Raw genomic sequence first — 23,943 nt, 5'->3', positions numbered from 1 at the left:
CAGCAGTCACGTCAAGTTACGCTGGTCGCATAGGGGCGTCGGTGCGCTAGCGTACGCAATGCACAGCCTCTCCCGAGCTGACGCACACATGCTCCCCAGCGCCCGGCGCGACCACGAAACCGCCCGTAAAGGCGCCGAACGACGGCAGCACCATGCGCGTGGGCCCGATCAGAAAGCATGGCAGGCGCAGCGAATCGAGCCGGGTCGAGAGCCGGTACACCGGATGCACGTGCCCCGCCAGCACGTAGCCCGGCGCGGCGATGTCGGGATGGTGGCAGAACGAGAATGGCCCCACCGTGTGCGGCTCGTCGACCATGCCGATCGCCAGCGCTGCCGCCGGGTCGCCCGCGTGCTTGTCGTGGTTCCCGCGCACCAAGGTCAGGATCAGGTCCGGATGGCGCGCACGCCACGCCAGCATCGCCGTCAGCGTGGCCGAGGCATGGGCCGCGCGCGCGTGCAAAAAGTCGCCCAGGAAGACGATCTCGCGGGTTTTGTGCGCGGCCATCAGCGCATCCAAAGCGTCGAGGTTCTCGGTGGTGGTCCCGCGCGGCACCGGCACGCCCTGGGCGCGAAACGAGGCCGCCTTGCCGAAGTGGATGTCGGCGATGACCAGCATCGCGCGCGCCGGCCAGTACAGCGCCTTTTCAGGCAGCAGCAGGACTGTTTCACCGGCCAGCTGCATCGCGCGGTAGGTCATGGCATGGCCGCCTTCTCCAGTTCGCGCAGCATGCGCCCGACCCGGTCGGACAGTTTTTCGGTACTGAGTTTTTCGCGGAAGCGCTCGACCATCAGCGCAAAGCCGAACGGCGTGGCGCGTTTGACTTCGCGGAAAGCCACGCCGCGCCCGTGCAGCTCGATCAAGGTATCGCGCAGGCGCGTCAATTCCAGCTCCTGCTCCATCACTTCGCGCTGCGCCTGCGTGAGCAGCAGGTTGCCCGCATCGTGCTTGCGGAACACCTCGAAAAACAGCGACGACGAGGCCTGGATCTGGCGCGTGCTTTTCGGCTGGCCCGGATAGCCCTGGAACACCAGCCCGGCGATGCGCGCCACTTCGCGGAAGCGCTGCTGCGAGAGCTGGGTCGCGTTCAGGCTCGCCAGCACGTCGTCGAGCAGCAGTTCGGTGGAAAACAGGGGCACTTCAAGCCCCGTCACGTTCTCGGACGCCGCCAAAAAGACGCGCGCCCAGTCCACCGGTTCGGCCGCCAGCAGCTCGAAGCCATAATCGTTGATCGCGATCGAAAACGTCATCGGCTGCACGCGCGCGATCCGGTACGCGAACAGCGAGGCCAGTCCCATGTGCACCGAGCGTCCCGCGAACGGATACATGAACAGGTGATAGCCCTCGCGGCTGGTCATGGCCTCCACCACCAGCGTATCGATGGTCGGCAGCGCCGACCAGCGCTGCTGGATTTCCAGCAGCGGACGGATCGCCTCCATTTCCGGACCACGGAATTCGCCACGTGCCGCGTGGCGCAATTGTTCCAGCGCGGCGTGCGCCAGTTCCGACGACATCGGCATCTTGGCGCCCTGCCAGCGCGTCACCGCCCCGCGCGCACCGGTGGCGCGCTTCACAAACGCGGTCATCTCGTGCACCCGCACGAATTCCAGGATGCGCCCGCCGAACAGGAAACGGTCGCCCGCCTTCAGGCGCGAGATGAACGATTCCTCGACGCTGCCGATGCGCCCTCCGCTCATGTACTTCACCTGCATGGTCGAATCGGACACGATGGTGCCGATGCCCATGCGATGGCGCCGCCCCAGCGCCACGCTCGGCACGCGGTACACGCCCTCGTCGTCGGCGATAACGCGCTGGTATTCCGGATACGCGATCAGGCTTTGCCCGCCGCGCGCCACGAAATCGAGCGCCCATTGCCACTCTTCTGGCGAGAGCGCGCGGTACGACCAGGCGCTGCGCACCTCCTCGTACAGCTGTTCGGAGCGAAAGCCGCCGCCCAGCGCCACCGTCACCAGATGCTGCACCAGCACGTCGAACGGCTTGTTGGGCACCAGGCGTGCTTCGATGCGGCGCGCCGCGACGGCGTGCTTGGCGCCGGCCGCTTCCAGCAATTCCAGGCTGTTGGTCGGCACCAGTGTCACGCGCGAGACGCGCCCCGGCGCGTGGCCGCTGCGCCCGGCCCGCTGCAGCAAGCGCGCGATGCCTTTGGCGCTGCCGATCTGCAGCACCCGTTCGACCGGCAGGAAGTCCACCCCCAGATCGAGGCTGGCGGTGCAGATCACCGCTTTGAGTTCACCTTTTTTCAGGCCATTTTCGACCCACTCGCGCACTTCGCGGTCGAGCGAGCCGTGATGCAGCGCGATCACGCCGGCCCAGTCGGGGCGCGCCTCCAGGATATTCTGGTACCACAGTTCCGACTGCGAGCGGGTATTGGTAAACACCAGCGTGGCGTTGTATTCCTCGATCTCGCTGATCACCGGCTGCAGCATGGCGATGCCGAGGTGCCCGCCCCACGGAAAACGCGACACGTTGGCGGGAATCAGGGTATCGACCCGGATCTCCTTTTTCAGGTCACCCTCGACCAGCGTGCCCTTGCCAACGCCCAGCAGCACGTCCTGCGCCTGCGCCAGGTTGCCCATGGTGGCCGACAAGCCCCACACCACCAGCTGCGGGTTCCAGTGGCGCAGGCGGGCCAGCGCCAGCTGCACCTGCACCCCGCGCTTGCTGCCCATCAGTTCATGCCACTCATCGATGATGATCATGTCCAGGCTGGCGAACTGGGTCTGCGCCGCAGCGTGACTGAGCAGCAGCGACAGGCTTTCGGGCGTGGTGATGAGCGCCGACGGCATGGCGCGCGACTGGCGCGCGCGCTCGCTTGCGCTGGTGTCGCCGGTGCGCGCGCCGACCGTCCAGCCGGGTGCCAGCACCGCGCTGGACTCCTCCAGCGCGCGCTGGGTATCGGCGGCCAGCGCGCGCATCGGCGTAATCCACAGCACGCGCAGGCCGGACGCCTTGCGCTTGCCGGCCAGCGCGCCACGCAGCAGCGCCGCCAGCCACACTGCATAGGTCTTGCCGGCGCCCGTGTTCGCGTGCAGCAGGCCCGATTCGCCGGCCAGCGCGGCGCGCCACACCGCGCGCTGGAACGGGAACACCTTCCATTTGCGCTGGACGAACCAGTCGTCGATGGCGCGCGCCATCTGGCTCTTGCTCATGTACCGGCTGCGGCCAGCAGGCCCTTGAGGGTATCGAGCGAATCGGCGTCGTCGATGGTCTTGTCGTCGCGCTTGCGCAAGATGCGAGGAAAGCGCACCGCGATGCCGGCCTTGTGGCGGCTCGACAGCGCAATGCCCTCGAAGCCGATCTCGAACACCATGGTCGGGCGCACCGAGCGCACCGGCCCGAATTTTTCGATGGTGGTCTTGCGAATCGCATTGTCGACCACCGCGATTTCGGCGTCGGTCAGGCCCGAATATGCTTTGGCAAAAGGCACCAGCTTGCGCTCGCCGCCCTCGCCGTCCGCGTCCCACACTGCAAAGGTGTAGTCGGTATAGAGCGAGGCACGCCGGCCATGGCCCGCCTGCGCGTAGATCAGCACCGCGTCGATGGTGTACGGGTCGACCTTCCACTTCCACCACGTGCCCACATTCTTGGTGCGGCCCACGCCGTACTGGGCGTCGCGCGCCTTGACCATCATTCCCTCTACGCCACGCGCACGCGACTCGGTGCGCACGCCCGCCAGTTCGTTCCAGCTGCCCGCGCGGATCAGTGGCGACAATCTGAGCTGCGGCTTCGCTGTTTCGCGCACCAGCACCTCCAGCAGGGCGCGCCGCTCATGCTGGGGCAGCGCGCGCAGGTCCACGCCGTCCTGCTCCAGCAAGTCGTAGGCCACCAGCACCGCCGGCAGTTCGGCCAGCAGCTTGGCGGACAAGGTCTTGCGCCCGATGCGTTTTTGCAGGTCCGCGAACGCGGCCGGTGTGTCTTCCTCGGTCCAGATCAGCACTTCGCCGTCGACCACGGTGCCTTCGGGCAGATGCAGCGCCGCCAGCTCGGGAAAGCGTTCGGTGATCAGGTCTTCGCCGCGCGACCACAGGTAGTTTTGCGCGCCGCGCCGCACCAGCTGCGCGCGGATGCCGTCGTACTTCCATTCCACCTGCCAGTTGCCCACCTCCCCCAGCCCTTCCGGCTCGCCCTGCAACTGGTGCGCGAGGAAGAAGGGATAGGGCTGGCCGCCGCGCAGTTTGTGCTCTTCGTCCGACTGGGCGGCGATCAGTTGCAGGAAGCCGGCGGCGGTGGGACGCACGCTGCCGTCGGTCCAGCCCATCAGGCGCTGGGCAATCAGTTTGCTGTCGACCGCCGCCAGCGACGACAGCGCGCGCGTGACCAGCAGTTTCGACACGCCGACCCGAAAGCCGCCGCCGATCAATTTGGTCAGCAAGAAGCGTTCGCGCCAATCGAGTTCGTTCCAGAACCCGAACAAGGCGGTGCGGATAGTGGCCGGATCGGCGCCGCGCAGGGGACCGATGCGCTCCTGCATCCACTCGGCCAGGCCGATGTCGCTTTGCTGTTCGGGTGGCGGCAGGATATGGGCGATGGTTTCGGCCATGTCGCCGACGGCGTTGTACGACTCGTCGAACAGCCACTCGTCGAGCTGCGCGTATTCGATGGCGTACTGGCGCAGCAGCTTGGTCGGCACGGCCTGGCGCGGTTTGCCGCCGGCCAGGAAGTATACCGCCCAGGCGGCGTTGTCGGGAGCGGCGCTGCCGAAATAGGCTTGCAGCGCTTCTAGCTTGCGGTTGGTGGCGGTGGTCTCGTCGAGCTCAGTGTACAGGCGGGCAAACTCACGCATCCATCACCTCGGGCGTCCCTTCGGCCGCTGGAGCCGCCACAGGGTCGCCTGCAGCTTCCACGGCTTCATCCTCGTCGCCGTATTCGGTATCGAAGCCGGCGGCGTCCAGGCCCACCTGGCGCAGCCAGCGCACCATGATGGGAATCGAGCCGTGGGTGACGATCACGCGCGGCGCTTCGGTGGCGCGAATCGCCGTCATCAGCCCGGGCCAGTCGGCGTGGTCGGACAGCACGAAGCCGCGGTCCACGCCACGCCGGCGGCGCGCGCCGCGCAGCTGCATCCAGCCGCTGGCAAACGAATCGCTGTAGTCGCCGAAGCGCTTCATCCACGTTGAACCGGCGGCCGATGACGGCGCGATCACGATGGCGCGCTTGATGTCCGCCTTGTCGACCTGGGTCACCATGACCGTTGCGGGGAGCGTCACGCCGCCCTCGCGGTAGACGCGGTTGATCGGTTCGGCCGCGCCGTGGCAGATGATGGTGCCGATCGATGGATCGAGGCCGGACAGGACGCGCTGCGCCTTGCCGAACGAATAGGCAAAGACCACGCTGGCGCGGCCCTCGTCGGCGTTCTTGCGCCACCAGCTGTTGATGTCGTCGAAAATCTCCTGCTCCGGCTGCCAGCGGTAGATCGGCAGGCCGAAGGTCGATTCGGTGATGAAGGTGTCGCAGCGCACCGGCTCGAACGGCACGCAGGTGCGGTCCGGTTCGACCTTGTAGTCGCCGGAAGCGACCCACACTTCGCCGCGGTGCTCCATGCGCACCTGGGCCGAGCCGAGCACATGGCCGGCCGGATGCAGCGACACCGTCACGCCGTTGTGCACGATGCGCTCGCCGTATTCGAGGCCGTCGATGTGGATGTCGCCCAGGCGCGAACGCAGCACGTTCACGCCGCTGGCGGCCGACAGGTAGTGGCCGTGGCCGACGCGCGCGTGGTCGCCGTGCGCGTGGGTGATCACGGCGCGGTCCACAGGCCGCCACGGGTCGATGTAGAACTGCCCGGGGACGCAGAACAGTCCCTCCTTGCGTACCACTACCATGTCCGACATGTGTGCTCTCCTATGTTTTTCTCCTCGCGCCGCTGGACGGCGCTGACAGTCAGACTGCTGCTCAAGCCACTTCCACGTAATCGGCCAGGAAGGTCTTTTCGCCGTGTTCGGGAAATTCAATGGTCACCTGGTCGCCGGCCATCGAGACCACGGTGCCGACATCGAACCTGGGTACGCGCACCTGGGTGCCAGGCTCGAAGTGCGGCGCCGCCGGCACCGGCTCCGGGTCGCGTTCGAATTCATCGTCACGGATCTCGATCTGCGCCACCGCCGGGGGATGGAGGCAGTTATCGCAGCGGCAGCATTTGTCGAAGCCCTCGACTTCATCCTTGAAGTAGTCGAGCAGCACCTTCCAGCGGCAAAAACCGCTGACTGCATACGATACCATCTGCTCCAGCGATTCGCGGTCGCGTTCCTGCTTGCGTGCGTAGATGGCGGACAGCTCCTCGAACAGATCGGCGCCGGCCTCCTTTGGCGTCACGGTGTATTCGAGCTTGCGGTTCTGGCGCAGCAGCTTGCCGTCCTTGAGCAGCTTGAGGCAGATTTTCAGCTTGCCCGAGGCCAGTTCGTCCAGTTCGTCGTTCAAGCGGTCGAAACTGACCTTCTCTTCCTGCGCCATCGCGCATACCGAATCGTAGACCGCTTTCAGGTCGTTCGCGGTCGGGTAGTGCTTCACGAGGAAGAACTGCTGCAGGCGCTTGTCGTCCTGGAAGTACAGCAGGGTGCACTCGGCGTCGAGCCCATCGCGCCCGGCGCGGCCGGACTCCTGGTAGTAGGCTTCGAGATTGGCGGGCAGCTGCAGGTGCAGCACGAAACGGGTGTCGGGCTTGTCGATGCCCATGCCGAAGGCGTTGGTGGCGACCATCACCCGCTTTGCGCCGGACATGAATTCATCCTGGTTGCGCTTGCGTTCGGCGGCGGGCAGCTTGCCGTGATAGAGCGTGGCGCTTTCGCCGGCGCCCACCAAAATGTCGAGCATCTCTTCGGCCGCCTTGACGGTGGCCGCGTACACAATGCCCACGCCCCCGGACGCCTGTACGTATTCCAGCGCGCGCGCATAGCGCTCGTCGTTGTTGGTGACCTGGGCCACGCGGTAGTGCAGGTTGGGACGGTAGATGCCCGTATTGACGACGTTCATGCGCGCCCGGCCAAGCTGGCGGGCGATGTCGGCCACCACATCGTCGGTGGCGGTGGCGGTCAGCGCCAGCACGGGCGGGCGTTTCAGCGCGTCGATGGCGGCCGCCATCTCCAGGTACGCCGGACGGAAATCGTGGCCCCACTGGGAAATGCAGTGCGCCTCATCGATCACCACCAGGGCCACCTTGATTTCCTTGAGCGCTTCAAGGAACGATGGCGTCGACAAGCGCTCCAGCGTGCAGAACACGATTTCGTGAAAGCTGGCGCGGATGCCCTCCATGGCCGCGTCTTCCTCCTCGCGCGTCAGGCTGCTGTTGACCTGCACGGCGCGCACGCCGAGCGCATCGAGCTTTTCGAGCTGATCTTTCATGAGAGAAATCAAAGGCGAGACGACAACCGTGGTCCCATCCAGGATGCGTGCGGGAATCTGATAGCACAGCGATTTACCGCTGCCGGTAGGCATGATCGCGAGCGTGTCCTTGCCGTCGAGGACGCTGTCGATCACTTGTTGCTGGCCATCCCGCAAACTCTCCACCCCGAAAATCGAGCGCAGCAGCTTGTTGATGGTATGGCGGCGGGCGGCGCGGGCGCCGTTGTGGAGGAGTTGTTGGTTGTGAGTAGTCATGTCACAACTTTATGGCGCACACACATGGTGCACCATAGGACGTCGCCTACATTTTTCGTAGGAGAACGGCAACAGCAAAACTGGCGAGCCAACGTCCTACATTGCGTCGGACGTTTTGCCGATAGTTTCTACAGAGAACCTTGACTAAGATGATCACATACCGAAAGCAATTCCCTTAACGCACGACTGGAGGACATCATGATGCGCTTATTTCCACTGACTTGGGCCGCCCTGCACGTCACCCTGGCAGGCGCCGCAACGTACCTGCTGTGCTCGACCGATGTGTTAAGCGGTACCGCGGCGGCGCTGTTTTTCCACTAAGCGCACGGATGTCCAGTATTTCCTGCGGTAACGAGTTGCCTGCGCGTCGCCTCTCTGGCGACGCAGCCCCAGTCTGCGAGCCCACGCTGCGCGGCTGATCTCGTCGCGCCTGTGGCGCGACCTTCATTTTCTTCCGATTCCGTCGCACGTGCGCGCACCGGCACACATCAGCTTTTCGCCGCCATGAATTTGCCGAGATAAGGCGCGGTGCGGCTGCGTCTTTCGCGCGCCAGTACGGCCGGCGGCCCGGAACACACCACCTTGCCGCCCGCTTCGCCGGCGCCCGGTCCGATGTCGATCACCCAGTCGCTGGCGGCGACGACCCGCATATTGTGTTCGACCGCGATGACGCTGTTGCCCGCTTCGACCAGCCGTTCCAGCTGCACCAGCAGCTTGTCGACGTCGGACGGATGCAAGCCGGTGGTGGGCTCGTCGAGTATGTACAGCATGCTCCCGCGCGCGGCGCGCTGCAGCTCCGTGGCCAGCTTGATGCGCTGCGCCTCCCCGCCCGACAGCTCGGTGGCCGGCTGGCCGAGGCGCAGGTAGCCCAGGCCGACATCGCGCAGCACGTCGAGCGAGCGCGCCACCGGCGCTTCATCGGCAAAGAACGCGGCGGCGGCATCGACCGTCATGCCCAGCACCTCGGCGATATTCTTGTCGTTGTAAGTCACTTCCAGCGTCTTGGCGTTGTAGCGCGCGCCGTTGCAGGTCGGGCATGGCGCGTACACGCTGGGCAGGAACAGCAGTTCGACCATGACCTGGCCCTCGCCCTCGCAATGCTCGCAGCGCCCCTTGGCCACGTTGAACGAAAAGCGGCCCGCGTCGTAGCGCCGGGCGCGCGCGGTCTTGGTGGCCGCGAACAGCTTGCGCACATGGTCGAACAGGCCGGTGTAGGTGGCCAGGTTGGAACGCGGCGTGCGCCCGATCGGCTTCTGGTCGACCCGCACCAGGCGCTTGATGTGCTCCATGCCCGAGACGATGCGTCCTTCGGTCGGAATGACTTCTTCGTGTTCCGGCTCCTCGCCCTCGTCGGCCTGCGCCGCCTGCGGCTGGCCGAGCGCGGCGCCCACCAGCTCCACCAGCACCTGGCTGACCAGCGTCGATTTGCCCGAGCCGGACACGCCGGTCACGCTGGCCAGCACGCCGAGCGGCAGGTCGATATCGAGGCGGTCGAGGTTATTGCGGGTGACGCCTTCGAGGCGCAGCCAGGCCGACGGCTCGCGCGGCGTGCGCGGCGCCGGCGGATCGGCCGCGAACAGATAGCGGCGCGTGTGCGACGCCTCGACGTGGCGCAGGCCGTCCGGCGCTCCGCTGTACAGGACATGGCCGCCCTGCTCGCCCGCCTCCGGGCCGACATCGACAATCCAGTCCGCGTGGCGGATCACGTCGAGCGCATGCTCGACCACGAACAGCGAATTGCCGGCCGCCTTGAGCTGGGCCAGCGCGGTGAGCAAGGCTTCGGTATCGGCCGGGTGCAGGCCGGCGGAAGGCTCGTCGAGCACATACACCACGCCGAACAGGTTCGAGCGCACCTGGGTCGCCAGGCGCAGGCGCTGCAGCTCGCCCGGCGACAGGGTCGGCGTGCTGCGTTCGAGCGACAGGTAGCCCAGGCCCAGCGCCAGCAGCACGTCGAGGCGCGCAACCAGGTCTTCGGCGATGCGGCGCGTGACGATGGTTTTTTCCGGATGCAGCGACGCCGTCCTGGCATTGCGCGGCGCGCTGCCGTCGGCGAAGGGCCGCAGCAGCGCTGACAGGCGTTCGAGCGGCAGGCGCGATATGTCGGCGATGTCCATGCCCCCAAACGTGACCGAGAGCGACTCCTGGCGCAGGCGCTTGCCGCGGCACAGCGGACATTCGGCGCTGACCATGTAGCGCGCCACGCGCTTTTTCATCGATGCGCTTTCGGTGGTGGCGAAGGTGTGCAGCACGTAGCGGCGCGCGCCGGTAAAGGTGCCCTGGTAGCTCGGCGTTTCCTTGCGCTTGAGCGCCGCGCGCACCTCGTCGGGCGTGAAGCCCGCATACACGGGCGCGGTCGGCTGCTCGTCGGTGAACAGGATCCAGTTGCGCACTTTTTTGGGCAGGTCGCGCCAGGGCGTGTCCACATCGTAGCCGAGCGTGACGAGAATATCGCGCAGGTTCTGGCCGTGCCAGGCGGTGGGCCAGGCGGCGACGGCGCGCTGGCGGATGCTCAAGCTGTCGTCGGGGACCATCGACTGTTCCGTGACCTGATACACGCGGCCCAGGCCATGGCACTCGGTGCACGCCCCTTCCGGGGTATTCGGCGAAAACGATTCGGCGTACAGGAGCGGCTGGCGCGCCGGATAGTCGCCGGCGCGCGAATAGAGCATGCGCAGGGAATTGGACAAGGTGCTCACGCTGCCGACCGACGAGCGGGTGGTGGGCGAGCCGCGCTGCTGCTGCAGGGCGACGGCGGGCGGCAGGCCGTCGATATCGTCCACTTCCGGCACCGGCATCTGGTGGAACAGCCGGCGCGCGTAGGGCGAGACCGATTCGAGGTAGCGCCGCTGGGCCTCGGCGTACAGGGTACCGAAAGCGAGCGAGGACTTGCCCGAACCGGACACGCCCGTAAACACCACCAGCGCGTCGCGCGGAATGTCGACGTCGACATTCTTCAGATTATGCTCGCGCGCGCCGCGCACCTGGACGAAGCCGGGCCGGGCCAACGGTGCGATGGCGGGGGCGTCGTCGTTTTTCTTGCGCATGGGGAGCTGCCGATGATTGATCAGCCGCCATTACACGCCCGTCCGCCTGCGCAGACCGTACGCTGCCACACAAAAATTGATGGATGGCACGCGCAAGCGCAGGCCACAAACGAAAAAAAACCGCGGAGCACGCAGCCCAGCGGTTTTTTTGTGCAGCAAGCCGGATCGGCTTAGCGGCGCGTACCGACCACTTCCACCGTCACGCGGCGGTTCCTGGCGCGGCCTTCCGCCGTCTTGTTATCGGCTACCGGCTGGGTTTCGCCCTTGCCTTCGGTGTAGACGCGCGCGGCATCGACGCCCTTGGACACCAGGTACGCCTTGACCGACGCGGCGCGGCGCAGCGACAGCTTCTCGTTGTACGCGGCGCGGCCGATCGAGTCGGTATGGCCGACCGTGATCATGACGTCGGCATCCATGCCTTGCAGCTTGCTCAGCAGCTCGTCGAGCGATGCCTTGCCCTCCGGGCGCAGCACCGAGCTATCGAAGGCAAACACGGCTTCGGCCGAGAAAGTCGATTTTTCCGAGACCGGATTCATCGGCTTGGCTGGCTCGGCCGGCGGCTGGGCCGCGGCCGGCGCCACGACCGGCACCACTGGCGCCGGCGCCGGCTCGACCGGAGCGACCGGCTTGGCAGCCGGACGTCCGATCTTGTAGACCAGGCCCACCGAGAACAGGTCGACATCGCCGCGGTTGCCCACGGCATCGTTGACACGGTAGCGCTCGACTTCGCCGCGCAAGGCCAGCGCTTCGCTGAACTTGTATTCCAGGCCGAAGCCGGCCTTGGCGTTGAGCTTGCGCTCGCTCGGGCTTGGATTGGTCACCGCGAACAGGCGGTTACCATGGAAGCGCGTGGTCGCCTTGGCATAGTTCATGCCGGCGCGGCCGAATACCGAGAAGCGCTGCGAGAGCGGCACTTGCGCCACCAGGTCCAGATTGACGCCACGGAAACCGGCTTCGCCGTTGAGCGTGCCGTTCTGGGTAGTGGTCGACTTGAAGCCGAACTTGCCCAGGTCGAAGAAGCCTGCTTCAACCGCGAAGTACTGGTTCAGCTGCTTGCCGACGTACAGCTTGTAGCCGACATCTTTCTCGTCGGCCGTGAACGAGTTCAGGCCGGCGCCATTGGCGGTCAGGCTGCGGATCAGGCGCACGTCGTCGACGTTGGCGCGCGTCTGGCCGATATTGCCGCCGACGTACCAGGCGCTGTTGGCCCACTCCGGGTTGATGAAGACGTCGTCCGCTGCCGCTGCCTGCCCTGCGACCAGGGCGCAGCCGATGGCGCCCATGAGGCCCGCTTTTTTAATGAATGTCATTGCTCTCTCTCAAAAATTTTTCTTATTTGGTGATCTTGTTGTTGCGCAGCGTTACAGCCTTGCCGCTCAGCAAACGACCGTTCAACACCGTGGCGCCGTCGCCCACCGTGATGTCTTCGCCACGGCTCAGGACAGTTCCCTTGAACGCGCTGTTGGCGCCCAGCGTGGTCGCCTCGACCGGCACCCAGAACAGATTGTCGGCGCGTGCACCGTTAATCAGTTCAATGCTGGAGTTGGCCATCGTGGTCAGGGTCGACTTGGCGCGGAAAATGTACGGGCCGTTGCCGCTCAGGGTCAGCTTGCCGGTCAGGCTGATCGCGCCGGAATAGCAGTACACGCCAGGCTGGAGCACCAGTCCACCGAGGTCGATGCCGGCGTCCGACAGGATCGCGCAAGGACGGTTATTGGCATTGATCACGGCAATTTGCAGATCTTCATATGGACCGCTCAGCTCGAAACCGGACTTGACGTTGCGGAAGCCCAGCGGCTGCGCCGGCTCGACATTCTGTACCGGCGCACCGACGTCACCGGTCACCAGGGTGGTGCCGCCGGCGTTGTTGGTGATGGTGGTTACCGCCAGCACGGCAAATTCGCGTGCGCGGCCAAGGCCGATGCCGCCGTCAAGAGGTGCGTCGATGACTGGTGGCGTCACGACCGGCGGGTTGGTCACTGGCGGCACCACTGGTGGCACGACTGGCGGAACGACCGGTGGCACCACTGGCGGAACGACTGGCGGAACGACCGGCGGCGGATCGATGATCAGTGCAGGCGTGACGGTCAGGGCGCCGGTGGCGCTCTTGTCGCCCGAGCTGGCCGTGATCACGGTATTGCCGACGGCAACGCCAGTCGCGCTGCCCGAAGCGGCAACGGTAGCGATGGCGGTGCTGCCCGAGGTCCAGTTCACGTCATTCGTGATGACGGCGGTCGAGCTGTCGGAATACGTGGCGATCGCGGTGAACTGCTGGCTGGCGCCTACGCGCACGCTGGCGGCGGCCGGGGTCACCGACAGGCCGGTCACGCTGATGACCGCGGGCGGGTTGACCGGTACCTGTGCGTTGACCACCAGGGTGGCCGCGCCGGTTTTGGCGCCGAAGGCGGCGGTGATGGCGGCGCTGCCAGGGGTCAGGCCGGTGGCCAGGCCGCCGGACGGGGTCACGCGGGCGATGGTAGGCGAGGCCGAGGCCCATACCGACACATCGGTCACGTTGCGCGAGGTACCGTCGGCATAGCTGGCGGTGGCGATGAATTGCTGGCTGGCGCCGGTCAGCACGGTGGCCGTTGGCGGCGTGACCGTGACGCTGACCAGTTCCGCGGCCGGCAGGCCCAGAATCGGATCGCGGCCGCGGTCGCTGCTGCCGCCGCAAGCTGCCAGCACGGACACGGCCAGCAGGCCGGTCGCGCATAACAGAGTGGTTGTATATTTTTTGATGTTCATTAAAGCGTCCTTGGGAAGATAATTTCTCGCCGTTACGAGGTGTATTCAACACTATTCTCCTGCGCATCAGGGTGTTCCGTGCGCCAGCGAACATAACGGCTTAAAGATTGGCAACATTGTACTAAAACACAACGGGAAAGTCCTGCAGGGCTCTTTTATTGCCTTGTTCCGGCAAAAAAATGGGGCGGCGGCGCATGTCGCGCTCACGCCGCCCTTGCAACAAAATTGCCGCCGACATAAAAGGGGTCTGACCCCAATTAAGAAATGTTTCGAGTCGGAGCTCTGACCCCGGTTAGGCAACAGTTGCTGGCGAGGTATTACTTGTTGACGCTGCGGGTGCCGACCACTTCCACCGTCACGCGGCGGTTCTTGGCACGGCCTTCGGCGCTCTTGTTGTCGGCAACCGGCTGCGTTTCGCCCTTGCCTTCCGTGTACACGCGCCCCGCCTCGACACCTTTCGAGACGATGTACGCCTTCACCGCTTCGGCACGGCGCATCGACAGCTTCTGGTTGTAGGCGTCGGTGCCGACCGAATCGGTATGGCCGACGGTGACCATCACTTCGGTGTTCATGCCTTGCAGCTTGTTCAGCAAATCATCGAGCGCGGCCTTGCCTTCCGGCTTGACCACCGACTTGTCGAAGTCGAACAGCGCTTCGGCGGCGAACGATACTTTTTCCGATACGGCCACCGGCGCGGCAGGCGCTGGCGCAGCCGGTGCCGGCGCCGGCGCGACCGTCACTGGCGCTGGCGCCGGCATCGGCTCGACCGGTGCCGGCCGGCTCGCTGCGGGGCGACCCAGCTTGTACACCAGGCTGAGCGACGCCATGTCGACATCGCCGCGGTTGCCCACGGCATCGTTGACGCGGTAGCGCTCGACTTCGCCGCGCAGGGCCAGCGCTTCGCTGAACTTGAATTCCAGGCCCAGTCCGGCCTTGGCATTGAGCTTGCGCTCGCTCGGGTGGGGATTGGTCACCGCGAACAGACGGTTGCCGCTGAAATGCGTGCTGGCCTTGGCGTAGTTCATGCCGATCCGGCCCAGCACCGAAAAACGGTCGGACATCGGCAGCTGCGCCACCAGATCCATGTTCACGCCACGAAAGCCCGCTTCGCCAACCAGGCGGCCATTTTGGGACGTGCTCGCATCGAAGCCGAACTTGCCCAGATCGAAAAAGCCGGCCTCGACCGCAAAGTAGCGGTTCAGCTGCTTGCCGACGAACAGCTTGTAGGCCAGGTCGCGCTCGTCGACCTTGAACGAGTTCAGGCTGGCGCCATTGGCGGTCAGGCTGCGCGTCAGGCGCTCATTGTCGATATTGGCGCGCGATTGGCCGATGCCGGCGCCGATGTACCAGGCGCTGTTGGCCCACTCCGGGTTGACGAAGGGCTCGTCCGCCCGTGCCGCCTGGCTCGCCAGAAGGGCGCAGCCGATGACGCTCAGGGCGCCGATGTGTTTTGCTATTGTCATGATGTGCTTTCGGAAAATGTTAAGTCGGCTTGTTGGCTGCTTGTTTGTGAATTATTTGCTGATCTTGTTATTGCGCAGGGTGACCGCGGCGCCGCTCAGTGCACGGCCGCTTAACAGGCTCGTGTTGTCGCCGACGGTAATGGCGGCCGACTGGCTCAGGATCGATCCCTTGAAGACGCCGTTGGCACCGAGGGTGGTCGGTCCGGCCGGAATCCAGTACAGGCTGCCGTCCGATGCGCCGCCGGTCAGCGCCACGATGGCATTGGCCGTGCTGTTGAGCGTCGAAGCGGTGCGGAAGATGTAGACGCCGGGACCGTTGAGGGTCAGCGTGCCGGTGATGCTGATGGCGCCGGCGTAGCAATACACGCCCGGGGTGAGCACCAGCCCGCCGAGATCGACACCGGAAGCGGAACTGACGGTGCAGGTCTGGCTGTTGGCGCTGGTCACGGCAACTTGCAAGTCTTCCAGTGCGCCCGCCAGGATCGGGCCGGAGCTGTAGTTGGCGTAGCCGGCGGACTGGGTTGGCGCGGTGGTTTGCGAAGGTGCACCGACGTCACCGGTGACCAGGGTGGTACCACCGGAATTATTGGTGATCGACGTACCTGCGAGCACGGCAAAGCTGGCTGCACGGCCCAGGCTGATGTCGGCGGCTGGTGGTACGACTGGCGGCACGACTGGCGGCACCACTGGTGGAACGACCGGCGGCACCACTGGTGGCACGACCGGCGGCACCACTGGCGGCACGACTGGCGGTACGACTGGCGGCACGACTGGCGGCACGACTGGTGGAACGACTGGCACCGCGGTGACCGTCAGGACGGCGCTGGCGGTCTGGCCGCCGCCGCTGGCGCTGATCGCGGTGGTGCCGGCGGCGACGCCGGAGGCCATGCCGGATGCGGCGATCGTGCCATTGGCGTTGGTGGCCGAGTTCCAGGTCACCGAATTGGTGATGATGGCGGTCGACTTGTCCGAATAGGTGCCGATGGCGATGAATTGCTGGGTCGAGCCCACTAAGATGGACGCAGTCGCCGGCGTGATCGCGATGGACGACAAGGTCACCACGGGCGGAGGCGGCGGCACCGGTGCCGTCACGACCAGGGTGGCGGCGCCGGTCTTGCTGGAAAAGGTGGCGCTGATGGCGGCGCTGCCGGCAGTCACGCCGGTGGCCAGGCCGTTGGCGGCGCTCACGCCGGCAATGCCGGGCGAGGCGGACAGCCAGGCCGAGGTCGACGTCACGTCGCGCGATGTGCCATCGGCATAGGTGGCGGTGGCGGTGAACTGGCGCGTTTCAGTGGTAAGGACCGTGGCGTTGGCTGGCGTAACGGCGACGCTGACCAGGGCAGCGGCCGGCTGGCCAAGAATCGGGTCGCGGCCCTGATCGCCGCCGCCGCCGCATGCGGCGAGGAGGGAAACGGCGAGCAAGCCTGCGGTGCAGATCAGCGCCCTCGCATGTGTCATGATTTTCATTTTTATTCCTTTGGGTTGGGGCATGTGGCCGGACAGCGGCAACGTCATTCACTATTGCCTTTTGTCACCCCCCGCTCCGTTCGCCATCGTACATAGGCCTTTAAACCGAAAAATATTCATTACCGTAGCAACACACTCAGCCGTTAATGCAAAAAAGCCGCCGGCCCTTGCGGGCACGGCGGCTTTTTCAGTACAGCGGAAGCTTACTTGGCGGTGGTACGGGTACCGACCACTTCAACCGTCACGCGACGGTTTTTAGCGCGGCCTTCTGCCGATTTGTTGTCAGCAACTGGCTGGGACTCGCCCTTGCCTTCGGTGTAGACGCGCGACGTTTCCACGCCTTTCGACACGATGTAGGCTTTCACGGCTTCAGCGCGGCGCAGCGACAGTTTCTGGTTGTACGCGTCCGAACCGACCGAGTCGGTGTGGCCAACGGTAACCATGACTTCGGTGTTCATGCCTTGCAGCTTGTTCAGCAGATCGTCCAGAGCGGCTTTGCCTTCTGGCTTGACAACCGATTTGTCGAAGTCGAACAGGGCTTCAGCAGCGAACGAGACTTTTTCCGACACTGGCACTGGTGCCGGCGCTGGTGCTGGCATTGGTGCCGGCGCTGGTGCTGGCGTGGCTTCCGGCATTGGCGCTGGCGCCGGTGCTGGCACTGGTGCCGATGCTGCCGGACGGCCCAGCTTGTAGACCAGGTTCATCGAGTACAGCTTGGTGTTGCCGTTGCTGCGCAGTGCGTCGTCGATGCGATAGTTTTCAGCTTCGGCGCGCAGGGCCAGCGCTTCGGTGAATTTGTATTCCAGGCCAACGCCGAATTTCGGGTTCAGCTTCTTCTCGCTCTTTTCGCCAGCGAACAAACCGACAGCGCGGTTACCGGTGAAACGGGTCGATGCCTTGGTGTAATGCATACCGGCACGGCCATAGACCGAGAAACGCTCGCTCATCGGCAGTTGCGCGATCATGTCCAGGTTCACGCCCTTGTACTTCTGCTCGGCGTTGACAACGCCGCCGAAGTTGTTGGTGGTCTTGACGTTGAAGTTGCCCAGGTCAAAGAAACCGGCTTCCACTGCGAAGTAGCGGCTCAGTTGCTTACCAACAAACAATTTGTAACCCATGTCTTTTTCGTCGGTGCGCCACGAATTGACCATGCCGCCCTGACCGTTCAGGTTCTTGATCACTGGAGCCGCCTTGGTGTAGCTGCGCGACTGGCCGATACCGGCACCGATGTAGGTGGCGCTGTTTGCCCACTCTGGATTCACGAACTGGTCTTGTGCCGACGCTTGTCCTGCCAGCATTGCGAAGCCGATTGCGCTCAGAGTACCGATTTTCTTAGTCAGGGTCATGTTGTATTCTCTCGTATGTATGTGTCGGACAGACTGGCTGCCCGGATGGTTTATCGCTGATGTCGTGTATCGCTAATGCTTTTGTGCTTAGCTCGGTATCCACTATTCCTTATTCACAACAGTGGTTCGGTTCGGTAGCGAACATAACTGTTTGGAAATTGAAAAGTTTTCACCAAAAACCAACAAACTGTGGCGTTCCTGTCACACAGGCGGCGCGGTTTCCGTCGCCTGCAGTTCGTCTTCTTGCTCTTTACGCAACGCGGCCATATGGATGGCGTACTGCTCGAAGCGCTTGTCGTCTTCGTCGACAGGGGTCCAGGCCGGCACCTTGACGGTGTCGCCGGCATTGTCGACCGCCACGAACACGATCAGGCAGCGCGTGGTGCGCTGGCGCGCGCCGGTCTTCGGTTCCGTGGCCGAGACATCGATGGCGATGTGCATGCTGGAGTTGCCTGTATGAACAACCATCGCCTTCACTTCCACGATCTGGCCGATGAAGATCGGTTTATAGAAGCGGATGCCGCCGATATACACGGTGACGCAGTAATAGCCGCTCCAGCCGACCGCGCAGGCGTAGCCGGCCTGGTCGATCCATTTCATCACGGCGCCGCCGTGCACCTTGCCGCCGAAATTGACGTCGGTGGGCTCGGCCAGGAAACGCAGGGTGATCTCGCGCGGTCGCACGGGGGTCATGTCGTTGCTCATGAAGGTACTCGCAAAGGTGGTGGGAGGCTCAAACCATTTCCTGCGCGGTGTCGCGCACCGCCTGCAGCAGCAGTTCCGCGCCCGGCGATAGCAGATGGTCTTTCTGGCGGATGATACCGAAGGCATCCATCTTGCACGGCAACTCGATCGGCAGGATGCTCAGCACATTGAGCGAGGCGTAATACTGCGCCACGTCGACCGGCATCACGTGCAGCGAATCGGTCTGCTGCAGCAGCGCCGTAATGAGCAGCAGCGCCGTGGTGTCGACCACGTTGACCGGAATATCGAGCCCGGCGCGGCGGAACATCATGTCGAAACGGTGGCGCAAAATGCTGCCGTGCGGCGGCAGGATCCAGGGCTGGCCGGCGATGTGCTTCAACTCCAGCTGGTCGACCTCCAGCAGCGGATGGCCGACGCGCACCACCGCGCAAGCTGGCTCCTCGTTCAATTCTTCATAGATCAGGCCGGCGGAATTCTCTTTTTCGAGGATGCGCCCGATCATGAAGTCGAGCGTGCCGTGCTGCAGCTTGTCGAGCAGGATATTGCTCGCTTCTACATGCGCGCCGATCCGCAGCATGGGCGCATGCTGCTTGATCCGCGCAATCGCACGCGGCAGCAGCGCCATGGCCGGCGTCATGATCACGCCGACCTCCACCTGCCCCGCCAGCCCGGCCTTGAGGGCCAGGATGTCATCGTGCGCCAGCGCCAGGCTGGTCAGCGCCATGCGGGCGTGGCGCACCATGGTTTCGCCGAACATGGTCGGCTCCATCCCACGCGGCAAGCGATCGAAGAGCTTGACGTCGAGCATCTCTTCCAGATCCTTGATCTGCTTCGAGGCCGCCGGCTGGGTCATGTGCAGCGCCTCGGCGGCGCGGTGGATGTTGCGGTGGTCGTCGAGCGCGATCAGCAGCAGCAATTGTCGCGTCTTGAGGCGCGCCTTTAAAAACCAGTTGGGGTTGAGTGTCTCCATCATGGGATCATACCCCTAAATAATATCGGTATGCACTGCAACATACCGATCCGGATATCATTGGCAGCCCGGCGACGGGTTGGCGGCCGGACCGCTGGCTGTTTGCGGCACGAACTTGATGCTGCCATCGGCGTTGTAATGCAACTCTTCCACCGCCACCGAGCGCCTGAATTCGCCCCCACCCGGCAAATTGGCGTTGTGATAGAACACGTAGAACTTGCCGTTGAAGTCGATGATCGCCTGGTGAATGGTCTTGACCTTCTCGTTCTTGTCCATGATCACGCCCTTGAAGGTCCACGGTCCGGCCGGGCTGGTGCTGATGGCGTAGACCATCTCTTCAGGGAAATAGCGCGAGTACGACAGGTAGTAGGTGGCGCCGCGCTTGTGCACATACGGCGCTTCGGTAAAGGAATCGATCGTGTGCGTCATGATCGGGCCGTCGAGCTCGGTCATGTTGCTCTTCAGCCTGGCGTATTTGAGCACGGTGTTGCCCCAGTACAGCCAGGCCTGGCCATCGGTATCGATGAACACGCCCGGGTCGATGTCATCCCACAAGATGTCGGTGTGTTTGGTCATGTCGTTGCTCACCAGGGCGCTGCCGCGCGCATCGACGAACGGTCCGGTCGGGCTGTCGGACACGGCCACGCCGATGGCCTTGCCGGGAATGGTCTTGTGATCGACCGTGGAGTAGAAATAATATTTGCCGTTACGCTTGGCCACGTCGCCCGCCCAGGCATCGCGCCCGGCCCACTTGAAGGTCGAATACTGCACCGGCGAGCCGTGGTCTTTCCACGTTTTCATGTCGCATGAGGAATACACGCGCCATTCCTTCATCACGTAATCCTTGCCCTCAAGCTCGGCTTCGTCGTGGCCGACGTACAGATACACGCGGCCCTTGTCGACCAGCGCCGCCGGGTCGGCCGTGAAGATATTGCTGACGATCGGGTTCGCCGCCGAGGCAAGGCCCGTGGCGAAGCCGAGCGCGAGTGCGCCCAGTGCGTATTTGATCATGTATGTCTCCTGTTGCTGGTAGTTGGAATGAGTTCAGGTCGGGCCGCGCAGGCCGGGCCGGGCCGCGCGCCGCGCAGCGCCCATGGCCATCAGGCGCTGGACCACGCAGAACACGAACAGCAAGGCGCCGATGACGATCTTGGTCCACCACGAGCTGAGCGTGCCGTCGAAGGCGATCAGCGTCTGGATCGTGCCCAGCACCAGCACGCCGGACAGCGCGCCAGCCACATAGCCATATCCGCCGCTGAGCAAGGTGCCGCCGATGACGACCGCGGCGATGGCATCGAGTTCGGTGCCCTGGGCATGCAGGCCGTAGCCCGACAGCATGTAGAACGAGAACAGCACCCCCGCCAGCGCCGCGCAAAAGCCGCTGAAGGCGTACACCAGCACCTTGGTGCGCGCCACCGGCAAGCCCATCATCAGGGCCGACTGCTCGTTGCCGCCGATGGCGTACACGCCGCGCCCGAAGGCGGTAAAGTGGGCCAGGAAAATGGCCAGCGCCAGCATCAGCAGCGCGATCAGCGCGCTCGGCGAGACGAAGCCGCCCAAAAAGCCCAGCTGGGTTTGCGACATGGCCAGGTACAGCGGATCCTCGATGGTGATCGAGTTGATGCTGATCAGGTAACACAGACCGCGCGCCAGGAACATGCCGGCCAGGGTCACGATGAACGGTTGCAGCTTGAAGTAATGAATCATCGCGCCCATGCCGCCGCCGAACAGCGCGCCCAGCAGCAGCACGATGGCGATCACGGCCTGCGGCGGCCAGTGCGCCACCTGCAGCAGCCAGGCCGAGATCATGGTGGCCAGCGCCAGCACCGAGCCGACCGACAGGTCGATGCCGCCGGACAGAATCACAAAGCTCATGCCGATGGCCAGCACCAGCAAGAACGCATTGTCGATCAGCAAGTTCAGAATCACCTGGACCGACAGCAAGCCCGGATACACGGCGCCGCCGATGCCGAGCATGGCCAGCAGCAGGACGACCGTGACCAGCGGGGTGAAGTAAGGCGATTTCATGCAGCCCTCGCACGCGAAAACAATTGTTTGAACTCAGCCGATTGCGACAGGCACACGAGAAACACGACGACCGACTTGACCACCATGTTCACTTCCGGCGGCACGCCGAGCGAGTAGATGGTGTAGGTCAGGGTCTGGATGATCAGCGCGCCGATCACGCTGCCGACCAGGCTGAACTTGCCGCCAGCGAGCGAGGTGCCGCCCAGGGTGACGGCCAGGATGGCGTCGAGTTCGAGCAGCAGGCCGGCATTGTTCGCATCCGCACTCTTGATGTTGGAACTGATCATCAGCCCGGCCAGCCCGGCGCAGGCGGCGCAGAACACGTAGACAAAAACGATCAGCGACGCCGTCTTCAGGCCCGCCAGGCGCGCCGCCACCGGATTGATGCCGACCGCCTGGATGAACAGGCCGAGCGCGGTTTTGCGCATCATCAGCGCGATGGCCGCGAACACCAGCGCCACCACCGTCAGCGAAAACGGCAAGCCGGCAAAGTAGCCGCCGCCGAGGAAAAAGAAGGGTTCGTAATAGACGGTGACGATTTGCCCGTCGGTCAGCAGCTGCGCCAGTCCCCTGCCCGCCACCATCAGGATCAAGGTGGCCACGATCGGCTGCAAGCCCAGGCTTGACACCAGCACCCCGTTCCACAGTCCGCACAGCAGGGCCGCGCCCATGGCGGCCGCCAGCGCCCACACCAGCGGCGTCTCGGCCTGCGGACCGCCGCCGATCAGCATGGCCGCCACCGTGCCCGACAGCGCCACCACGGCGCCGACCGAAATATCGATGCCGCGCGTGGCGATCACCAGGGTCATGCCGAGCGCGGCCAGCATCAGCGGCGCGGCGCGGTTGACGATATCGACCAGGCTGCCGTACAGGTGGCCATCCTTGATCGACAGATGAAAAAAGCCGGGGATGGTGATCAGGTCGATCAGCAGCAGGACCGCCAGCGCCGCCAGCGGACGAAACAGCGGATGGCGCAGCAGCGACGCCAGCGTTGCCGACGCGTCGTCCTTCGATGCGGCCTGTGCCTGCGCGGCCGTCACGCCGTTTCTCCGGCAATAACTTGCAGCACCGACGTGTCGTCCAGTTCGCCGCGCTGGTATTCGCCGCATGCCTTGCGGTCGCGCATCACGACCAGGCGGTCGCTGCAGCGCAGAACTTCAGGGAGTTCGGAGGAGATGAACAGAATTGCCATCCCTTTGCGACAAAGTCCACTAACGTAATCCATGATTTCCTGTTTGGCGCGCACATCGATGCCGCGCGTGGGTTCGTCGAGGATCAGCATCGCCGGCGCGGTCACCAGCCAGCGCGCCAGCAGCACTTTTTGCTGATTTCCGCCGGACAATGATCCGATCGGCGTGTCGATATCGGCAGTCTTGATGCCCAGCCACTTTACATAGTCCTGCGCCAGCGCCTGCTGCTGGCGCAAGGGAATCGCACGCAGCATGCCGGCGCGCGCTTGCAGCGCCAGGATCATGTTCTCGCGCACCGACAGTTCCAGGATCGCGCCCTCGTGCTTGCGGTCTTCCGAGCAAAAGCCGATGCCGGCTTCGATGGCGTCGCGCGGCGAGCCGAACGGCTGGGTACGCTCGCCGATGCGGATCGTGCCGCTGTCGGCCCTGTCGGCCCCGAACAGCAGGCGCGCCGCCTCGGTGCGGCCGGAACCGAGCAGCCCGCACAGGCCCAGCATTTCGCCGGCGCGGAGGTCGAGGTCGAGCGGCGCCAGCGCGCCCTTGCGTCCCAGGCCGCGGGCTTGCAGCAAGGTCGCTGGCGCTGCCTGCGCGGCGCCCGCATGGACCATCTCGGCCGGATGCTCGCTGGCATCGGGCGCGCCCACCATCTTGTTCACCAGCGCCAGGCGCGACAGTTCGGCGCAGGCATATTCGCCCTCGCGTTCGCCGTTGCGCATGACGGTGATACGGTCCGAGATCGCATACGTCTGGTCCAGGAAATGGGTGACGAACAGGATCGCCATGCCCTGGTCGCGCAGTTTGCGCAGCACGCGGAACAGCAGTTGCACTTCCGCCTCGTCGAGGCTGGAGGTCGGTTCGTCGAGAATGAGTACGCGCGCGGAAATGTTGAGCGCGCGCGAAATGGCCACCATCTGCTGGATCGCCAGCGGAAAGCTGGACAACTGGGCGCGCACGTCGATGCGCACTTCAAGCTGCTCCAGCAAGACGGCGGCCTGCGCGCGCATGCCGGCCCAGTCCACCATGCCGAACTTGCGCGGATAGCGCCCGATAAAAATGTTCTCGGCCACCGACAAATTCGGGCACAGGTTCACTTCCTGATACACGGTGCTGATGCCGAGGCGCTGCGCATCCTGGGTCGAGCCCGGGCGGATCTCCTGCCCTTCCATGACGATGGTGCCGCTGTCGGGCGCATACACGCCCGTCAGCACCTTGATCAGGGTGGACTTGCCGGCGCCGTTCTGGCCCATCAGGGTGTGGACTTCGCCCGCGTAGAGTTTCAGGCCCACATCGCTCAGAGCCTTCACGCCGGGAAATTGCTTGCTGATGCCGCGCAGCTCCAGCACCGGGGCCGCGGCTTGCCATGCCTCACTCAT

At 64.7% G+C, this 23,943-nt stretch carries 18 protein-coding genes; 1 reads left to right on the top strand and 17 read right to left on the bottom strand.

All coding sequences use genetic code 11. From position 1 onward, the window contains the following. Positions 1-46 precede the first annotated feature (46 nt). The 5 genes from pdeM to RBA41_RS21530 form a co-directional block, all read right to left on the bottom strand. Positions 47-697 carry a ligase-associated DNA damage response endonuclease PdeM gene (gene pdeM / locus RBA41_RS21550; RefSeq protein WP_306626308.1) on the bottom strand — a complete coding sequence of 217 codons (651 nt, stop codon included), beginning with the start codon at positions 695-697 and terminating at the stop codon, positions 47-49. Next, positions 694-3,168 (bottom strand): ligase-associated DNA damage response DEXH box helicase, encoded by a 2,475-nt coding sequence (locus RBA41_RS21545; protein WP_306626307.1) that lies wholly within the window; start codon positions 3,166-3,168, stop codon positions 694-696. The genes pdeM and RBA41_RS21545 overlap by 4 nt, the downstream gene beginning before the upstream one ends. Then, on the bottom strand, positions 3,165-4,802 hold the full coding sequence (locus RBA41_RS21540) for an ATP-dependent DNA ligase (RefSeq protein WP_306626306.1): 1,638 nt from the start codon (positions 4,800-4,802) through the stop codon (positions 3,165-3,167). The genes RBA41_RS21545 and RBA41_RS21540 overlap by 4 nt, the downstream gene beginning before the upstream one ends. Further along, positions 4,795-5,850, bottom strand: a complete 1,056-nt coding sequence (locus tag RBA41_RS21535; protein ID WP_306626305.1) for a ligase-associated DNA damage response exonuclease — start codon at positions 5,848-5,850, stop codon at positions 4,795-4,797. Before RBA41_RS21535 ends, RBA41_RS21540 begins: the two co-directional genes overlap by 8 nt. Positions 5,851-5,911: 61 nt before the next feature. Continuing rightward, positions 5,912-7,612, bottom strand: a complete 1,701-nt coding sequence (locus RBA41_RS21530) for a RecQ family ATP-dependent DNA helicase (RefSeq protein ID WP_306626304.1) — start codon at positions 7,610-7,612, stop codon at positions 5,912-5,914. A gap of 198 nt (positions 7,613-7,810) precedes the next feature. Between RBA41_RS21530 and RBA41_RS21525 the strand changes: the two genes are divergently transcribed. Beyond that, entirely contained in the window at positions 7,811-7,933 is a 123-nt protein-coding gene (locus RBA41_RS21525) for a hypothetical protein (protein WP_267876243.1), read from the top strand. Positions 7,934-8,100: 167 nt separating this feature from the next. On the opposite strand, the gene uvrA is transcribed toward RBA41_RS21525, so the two are convergent. From uvrA to RBA41_RS21460, 12 genes are all read right to left on the bottom strand, one after another. Beyond that, positions 8,101-10,656 (bottom strand): excinuclease ABC subunit UvrA, encoded by a 2,556-nt coding sequence (gene uvrA, locus RBA41_RS21520; protein ID WP_306626303.1) that lies wholly within the window; start codon positions 10,654-10,656, stop codon positions 8,101-8,103. A gap of 170 nt (positions 10,657-10,826) precedes the next feature. After that, positions 10,827-11,966: an OmpA family protein gene (locus RBA41_RS21515; RefSeq protein WP_306626302.1), complete on the bottom strand. Its 1,140-nt coding sequence runs from the start codon at positions 11,964-11,966 to the stop codon at positions 10,827-10,829. A 22-nt stretch (positions 11,967-11,988) separates the two neighbouring features. After that, complete coding sequence (locus RBA41_RS21510; RefSeq protein WP_306626301.1) at positions 11,989-13,401, bottom strand: ice-binding family protein; 1,413 nt, start codon at positions 13,399-13,401, stop codon at positions 11,989-11,991. A 317-nt stretch (positions 13,402-13,718) separates the two neighbouring features. Further along, positions 13,719-14,864: an OmpA family protein gene (locus tag RBA41_RS21505; protein ID WP_306626300.1), complete on the bottom strand. Its 1,146-nt coding sequence runs from the start codon at positions 14,862-14,864 to the stop codon at positions 13,719-13,721. A 51-nt stretch (positions 14,865-14,915) separates the two neighbouring features. Beyond that, positions 14,916-16,331 carry an ice-binding family protein gene (locus RBA41_RS21500; protein ID WP_306626299.1) on the bottom strand — a complete coding sequence of 472 codons (1,416 nt, stop codon included), beginning with the start codon at positions 16,329-16,331 and terminating at the stop codon, positions 14,916-14,918. A 203-nt stretch (positions 16,332-16,534) separates the two neighbouring features. Further along, entirely contained in the window at positions 16,535-17,677 is a 1,143-nt protein-coding gene (locus tag RBA41_RS33505; protein ID WP_374709584.1) for an OmpA family protein, read from the bottom strand. A 201-nt stretch (positions 17,678-17,878) separates the two neighbouring features. Continuing rightward, positions 17,879-18,370 (bottom strand): acyl-CoA thioesterase, encoded by a 492-nt coding sequence (locus tag RBA41_RS21485; protein WP_306626298.1) that lies wholly within the window; start codon positions 18,368-18,370, stop codon positions 17,879-17,881. Between the two features lie 40 nt (positions 18,371-18,410). Then, positions 18,411-19,352, bottom strand: coding sequence for a LysR family transcriptional regulator (locus RBA41_RS21480; protein ID WP_306626384.1), 942 nt, complete (start codon positions 19,350-19,352; stop codon positions 18,411-18,413). Between the two features lie 57 nt (positions 19,353-19,409). Beyond that, on the bottom strand, positions 19,410-20,363 hold the full coding sequence (locus tag RBA41_RS21475; protein ID WP_306626297.1) for a glycoside hydrolase family 43 protein: 954 nt from the start codon (positions 20,361-20,363) through the stop codon (positions 19,410-19,412). 33 nt (positions 20,364-20,396) lie between these two features. Further along, positions 20,397-21,380, bottom strand: coding sequence for a galactofuranose ABC transporter, permease protein YjfF (gene yjfF, locus RBA41_RS21470; RefSeq protein WP_306626296.1), 984 nt, complete (start codon positions 21,378-21,380; stop codon positions 20,397-20,399). Continuing rightward, complete coding sequence (locus tag RBA41_RS21465; RefSeq protein WP_374709583.1) at positions 21,377-22,420, bottom strand: ABC transporter permease; 1,044 nt, start codon at positions 22,418-22,420, stop codon at positions 21,377-21,379. Before RBA41_RS21465 ends, yjfF begins: the two co-directional genes overlap by 4 nt. Further along, the gene (locus tag RBA41_RS21460) at positions 22,417-23,943 is read right to left on the bottom strand and encodes a sugar ABC transporter ATP-binding protein (protein ID WP_306626295.1); all 1,527 of its coding nucleotides are present in this window, start codon (positions 23,941-23,943) and stop codon (positions 22,417-22,419) included. Before RBA41_RS21460 ends, RBA41_RS21465 begins: the two co-directional genes overlap by 4 nt.

The organism is Massilia scottii, assembly GCF_030846495.1.
Classification (GTDB): Bacteria; Pseudomonadota; Gammaproteobacteria; order Burkholderiales; family Burkholderiaceae_D; genus Telluria_A; species Telluria_A violaceinigra.
Note: the sequence above shows the minus strand (reverse complement) of the source record. Positions and strands in the feature narration are given on the sequence as shown.

Excerpts from the sequence above, each read along its gene's own strand:
- pdeM (WP_306626308.1), bottom strand. The coding sequence starts at position 697 with ATGACCTACCGCGCGATGCAGCTGGCCGGTGAAACAGTCCTGCTGCTG.
- RBA41_RS21545 (WP_306626307.1), bottom strand. The coding sequence starts at position 3,168 with ATGAGCAAGAGCCAGATGGCGCGCGCCATCGACGACTGGTTCGTCCAG.
- RBA41_RS21540 (WP_306626306.1), bottom strand. The coding sequence starts at position 4,802 with ATGCGTGAGTTTGCCCGCCTGTACACTGAGCTCGACGAGACCACCGCC.
- RBA41_RS21535 (WP_306626305.1), bottom strand. The coding sequence starts at position 5,850 with ATGTCGGACATGGTAGTGGTACGCAAGGAGGGACTGTTCTGCGTCCCC.
- RBA41_RS21530 (WP_306626304.1), bottom strand. The coding sequence starts at position 7,612 with ATGACTACTCACAACCAACAACTCCTCCACAACGGCGCCCGCGCCGCC.
- RBA41_RS21525 (WP_267876243.1), top strand. The coding sequence starts at position 7,811 with ATGATGCGCTTATTTCCACTGACTTGGGCCGCCCTGCACGTCACCCTG.
- uvrA (WP_306626303.1), bottom strand. The coding sequence starts at position 10,656 with ATGCGCAAGAAAAACGACGACGCCCCCGCCATCGCACCGTTGGCCCGG.
- RBA41_RS21515 (WP_306626302.1), bottom strand. The coding sequence starts at position 11,966 with ATGACATTCATTAAAAAAGCGGGCCTCATGGGCGCCATCGGCTGCGCC.
- RBA41_RS21510 (WP_306626301.1), bottom strand. The coding sequence starts at position 13,401 with ATGAACATCAAAAAATATACAACCACTCTGTTATGCGCGACCGGCCTG.
- RBA41_RS21505 (WP_306626300.1), bottom strand. The coding sequence starts at position 14,864 with ATGACAATAGCAAAACACATCGGCGCCCTGAGCGTCATCGGCTGCGCC.
- RBA41_RS21500 (WP_306626299.1), bottom strand. The coding sequence starts at position 16,331 with ATGAAAATCATGACACATGCGAGGGCGCTGATCTGCACCGCAGGCTTG.
- RBA41_RS33505 (WP_374709584.1), bottom strand. The coding sequence starts at position 17,677 with ATGACCCTGACTAAGAAAATCGGTACTCTGAGCGCAATCGGCTTCGCA.
- RBA41_RS21485 (WP_306626298.1), bottom strand. The coding sequence starts at position 18,370 with ATGACCCCCGTGCGACCGCGCGAGATCACCCTGCGTTTCCTGGCCGAG.
- RBA41_RS21480 (WP_306626384.1), bottom strand. The coding sequence starts at position 19,352 with ATGGAGACACTCAACCCCAACTGGTTTTTAAAGGCGCGCCTCAAGACG.
- RBA41_RS21475 (WP_306626297.1), bottom strand. The coding sequence starts at position 20,363 with ATGATCAAATACGCACTGGGCGCACTCGCGCTCGGCTTCGCCACGGGC.
- yjfF (WP_306626296.1), bottom strand. The coding sequence starts at position 21,380 with ATGAAATCGCCTTACTTCACCCCGCTGGTCACGGTCGTCCTGCTGCTG.
- RBA41_RS21460 (WP_306626295.1), bottom strand. The coding sequence starts at position 23,943 with ATGAGTGAGGCATGGCAAGCCGCGGCCCCGGTGCTGGAGCTGCGCGGC.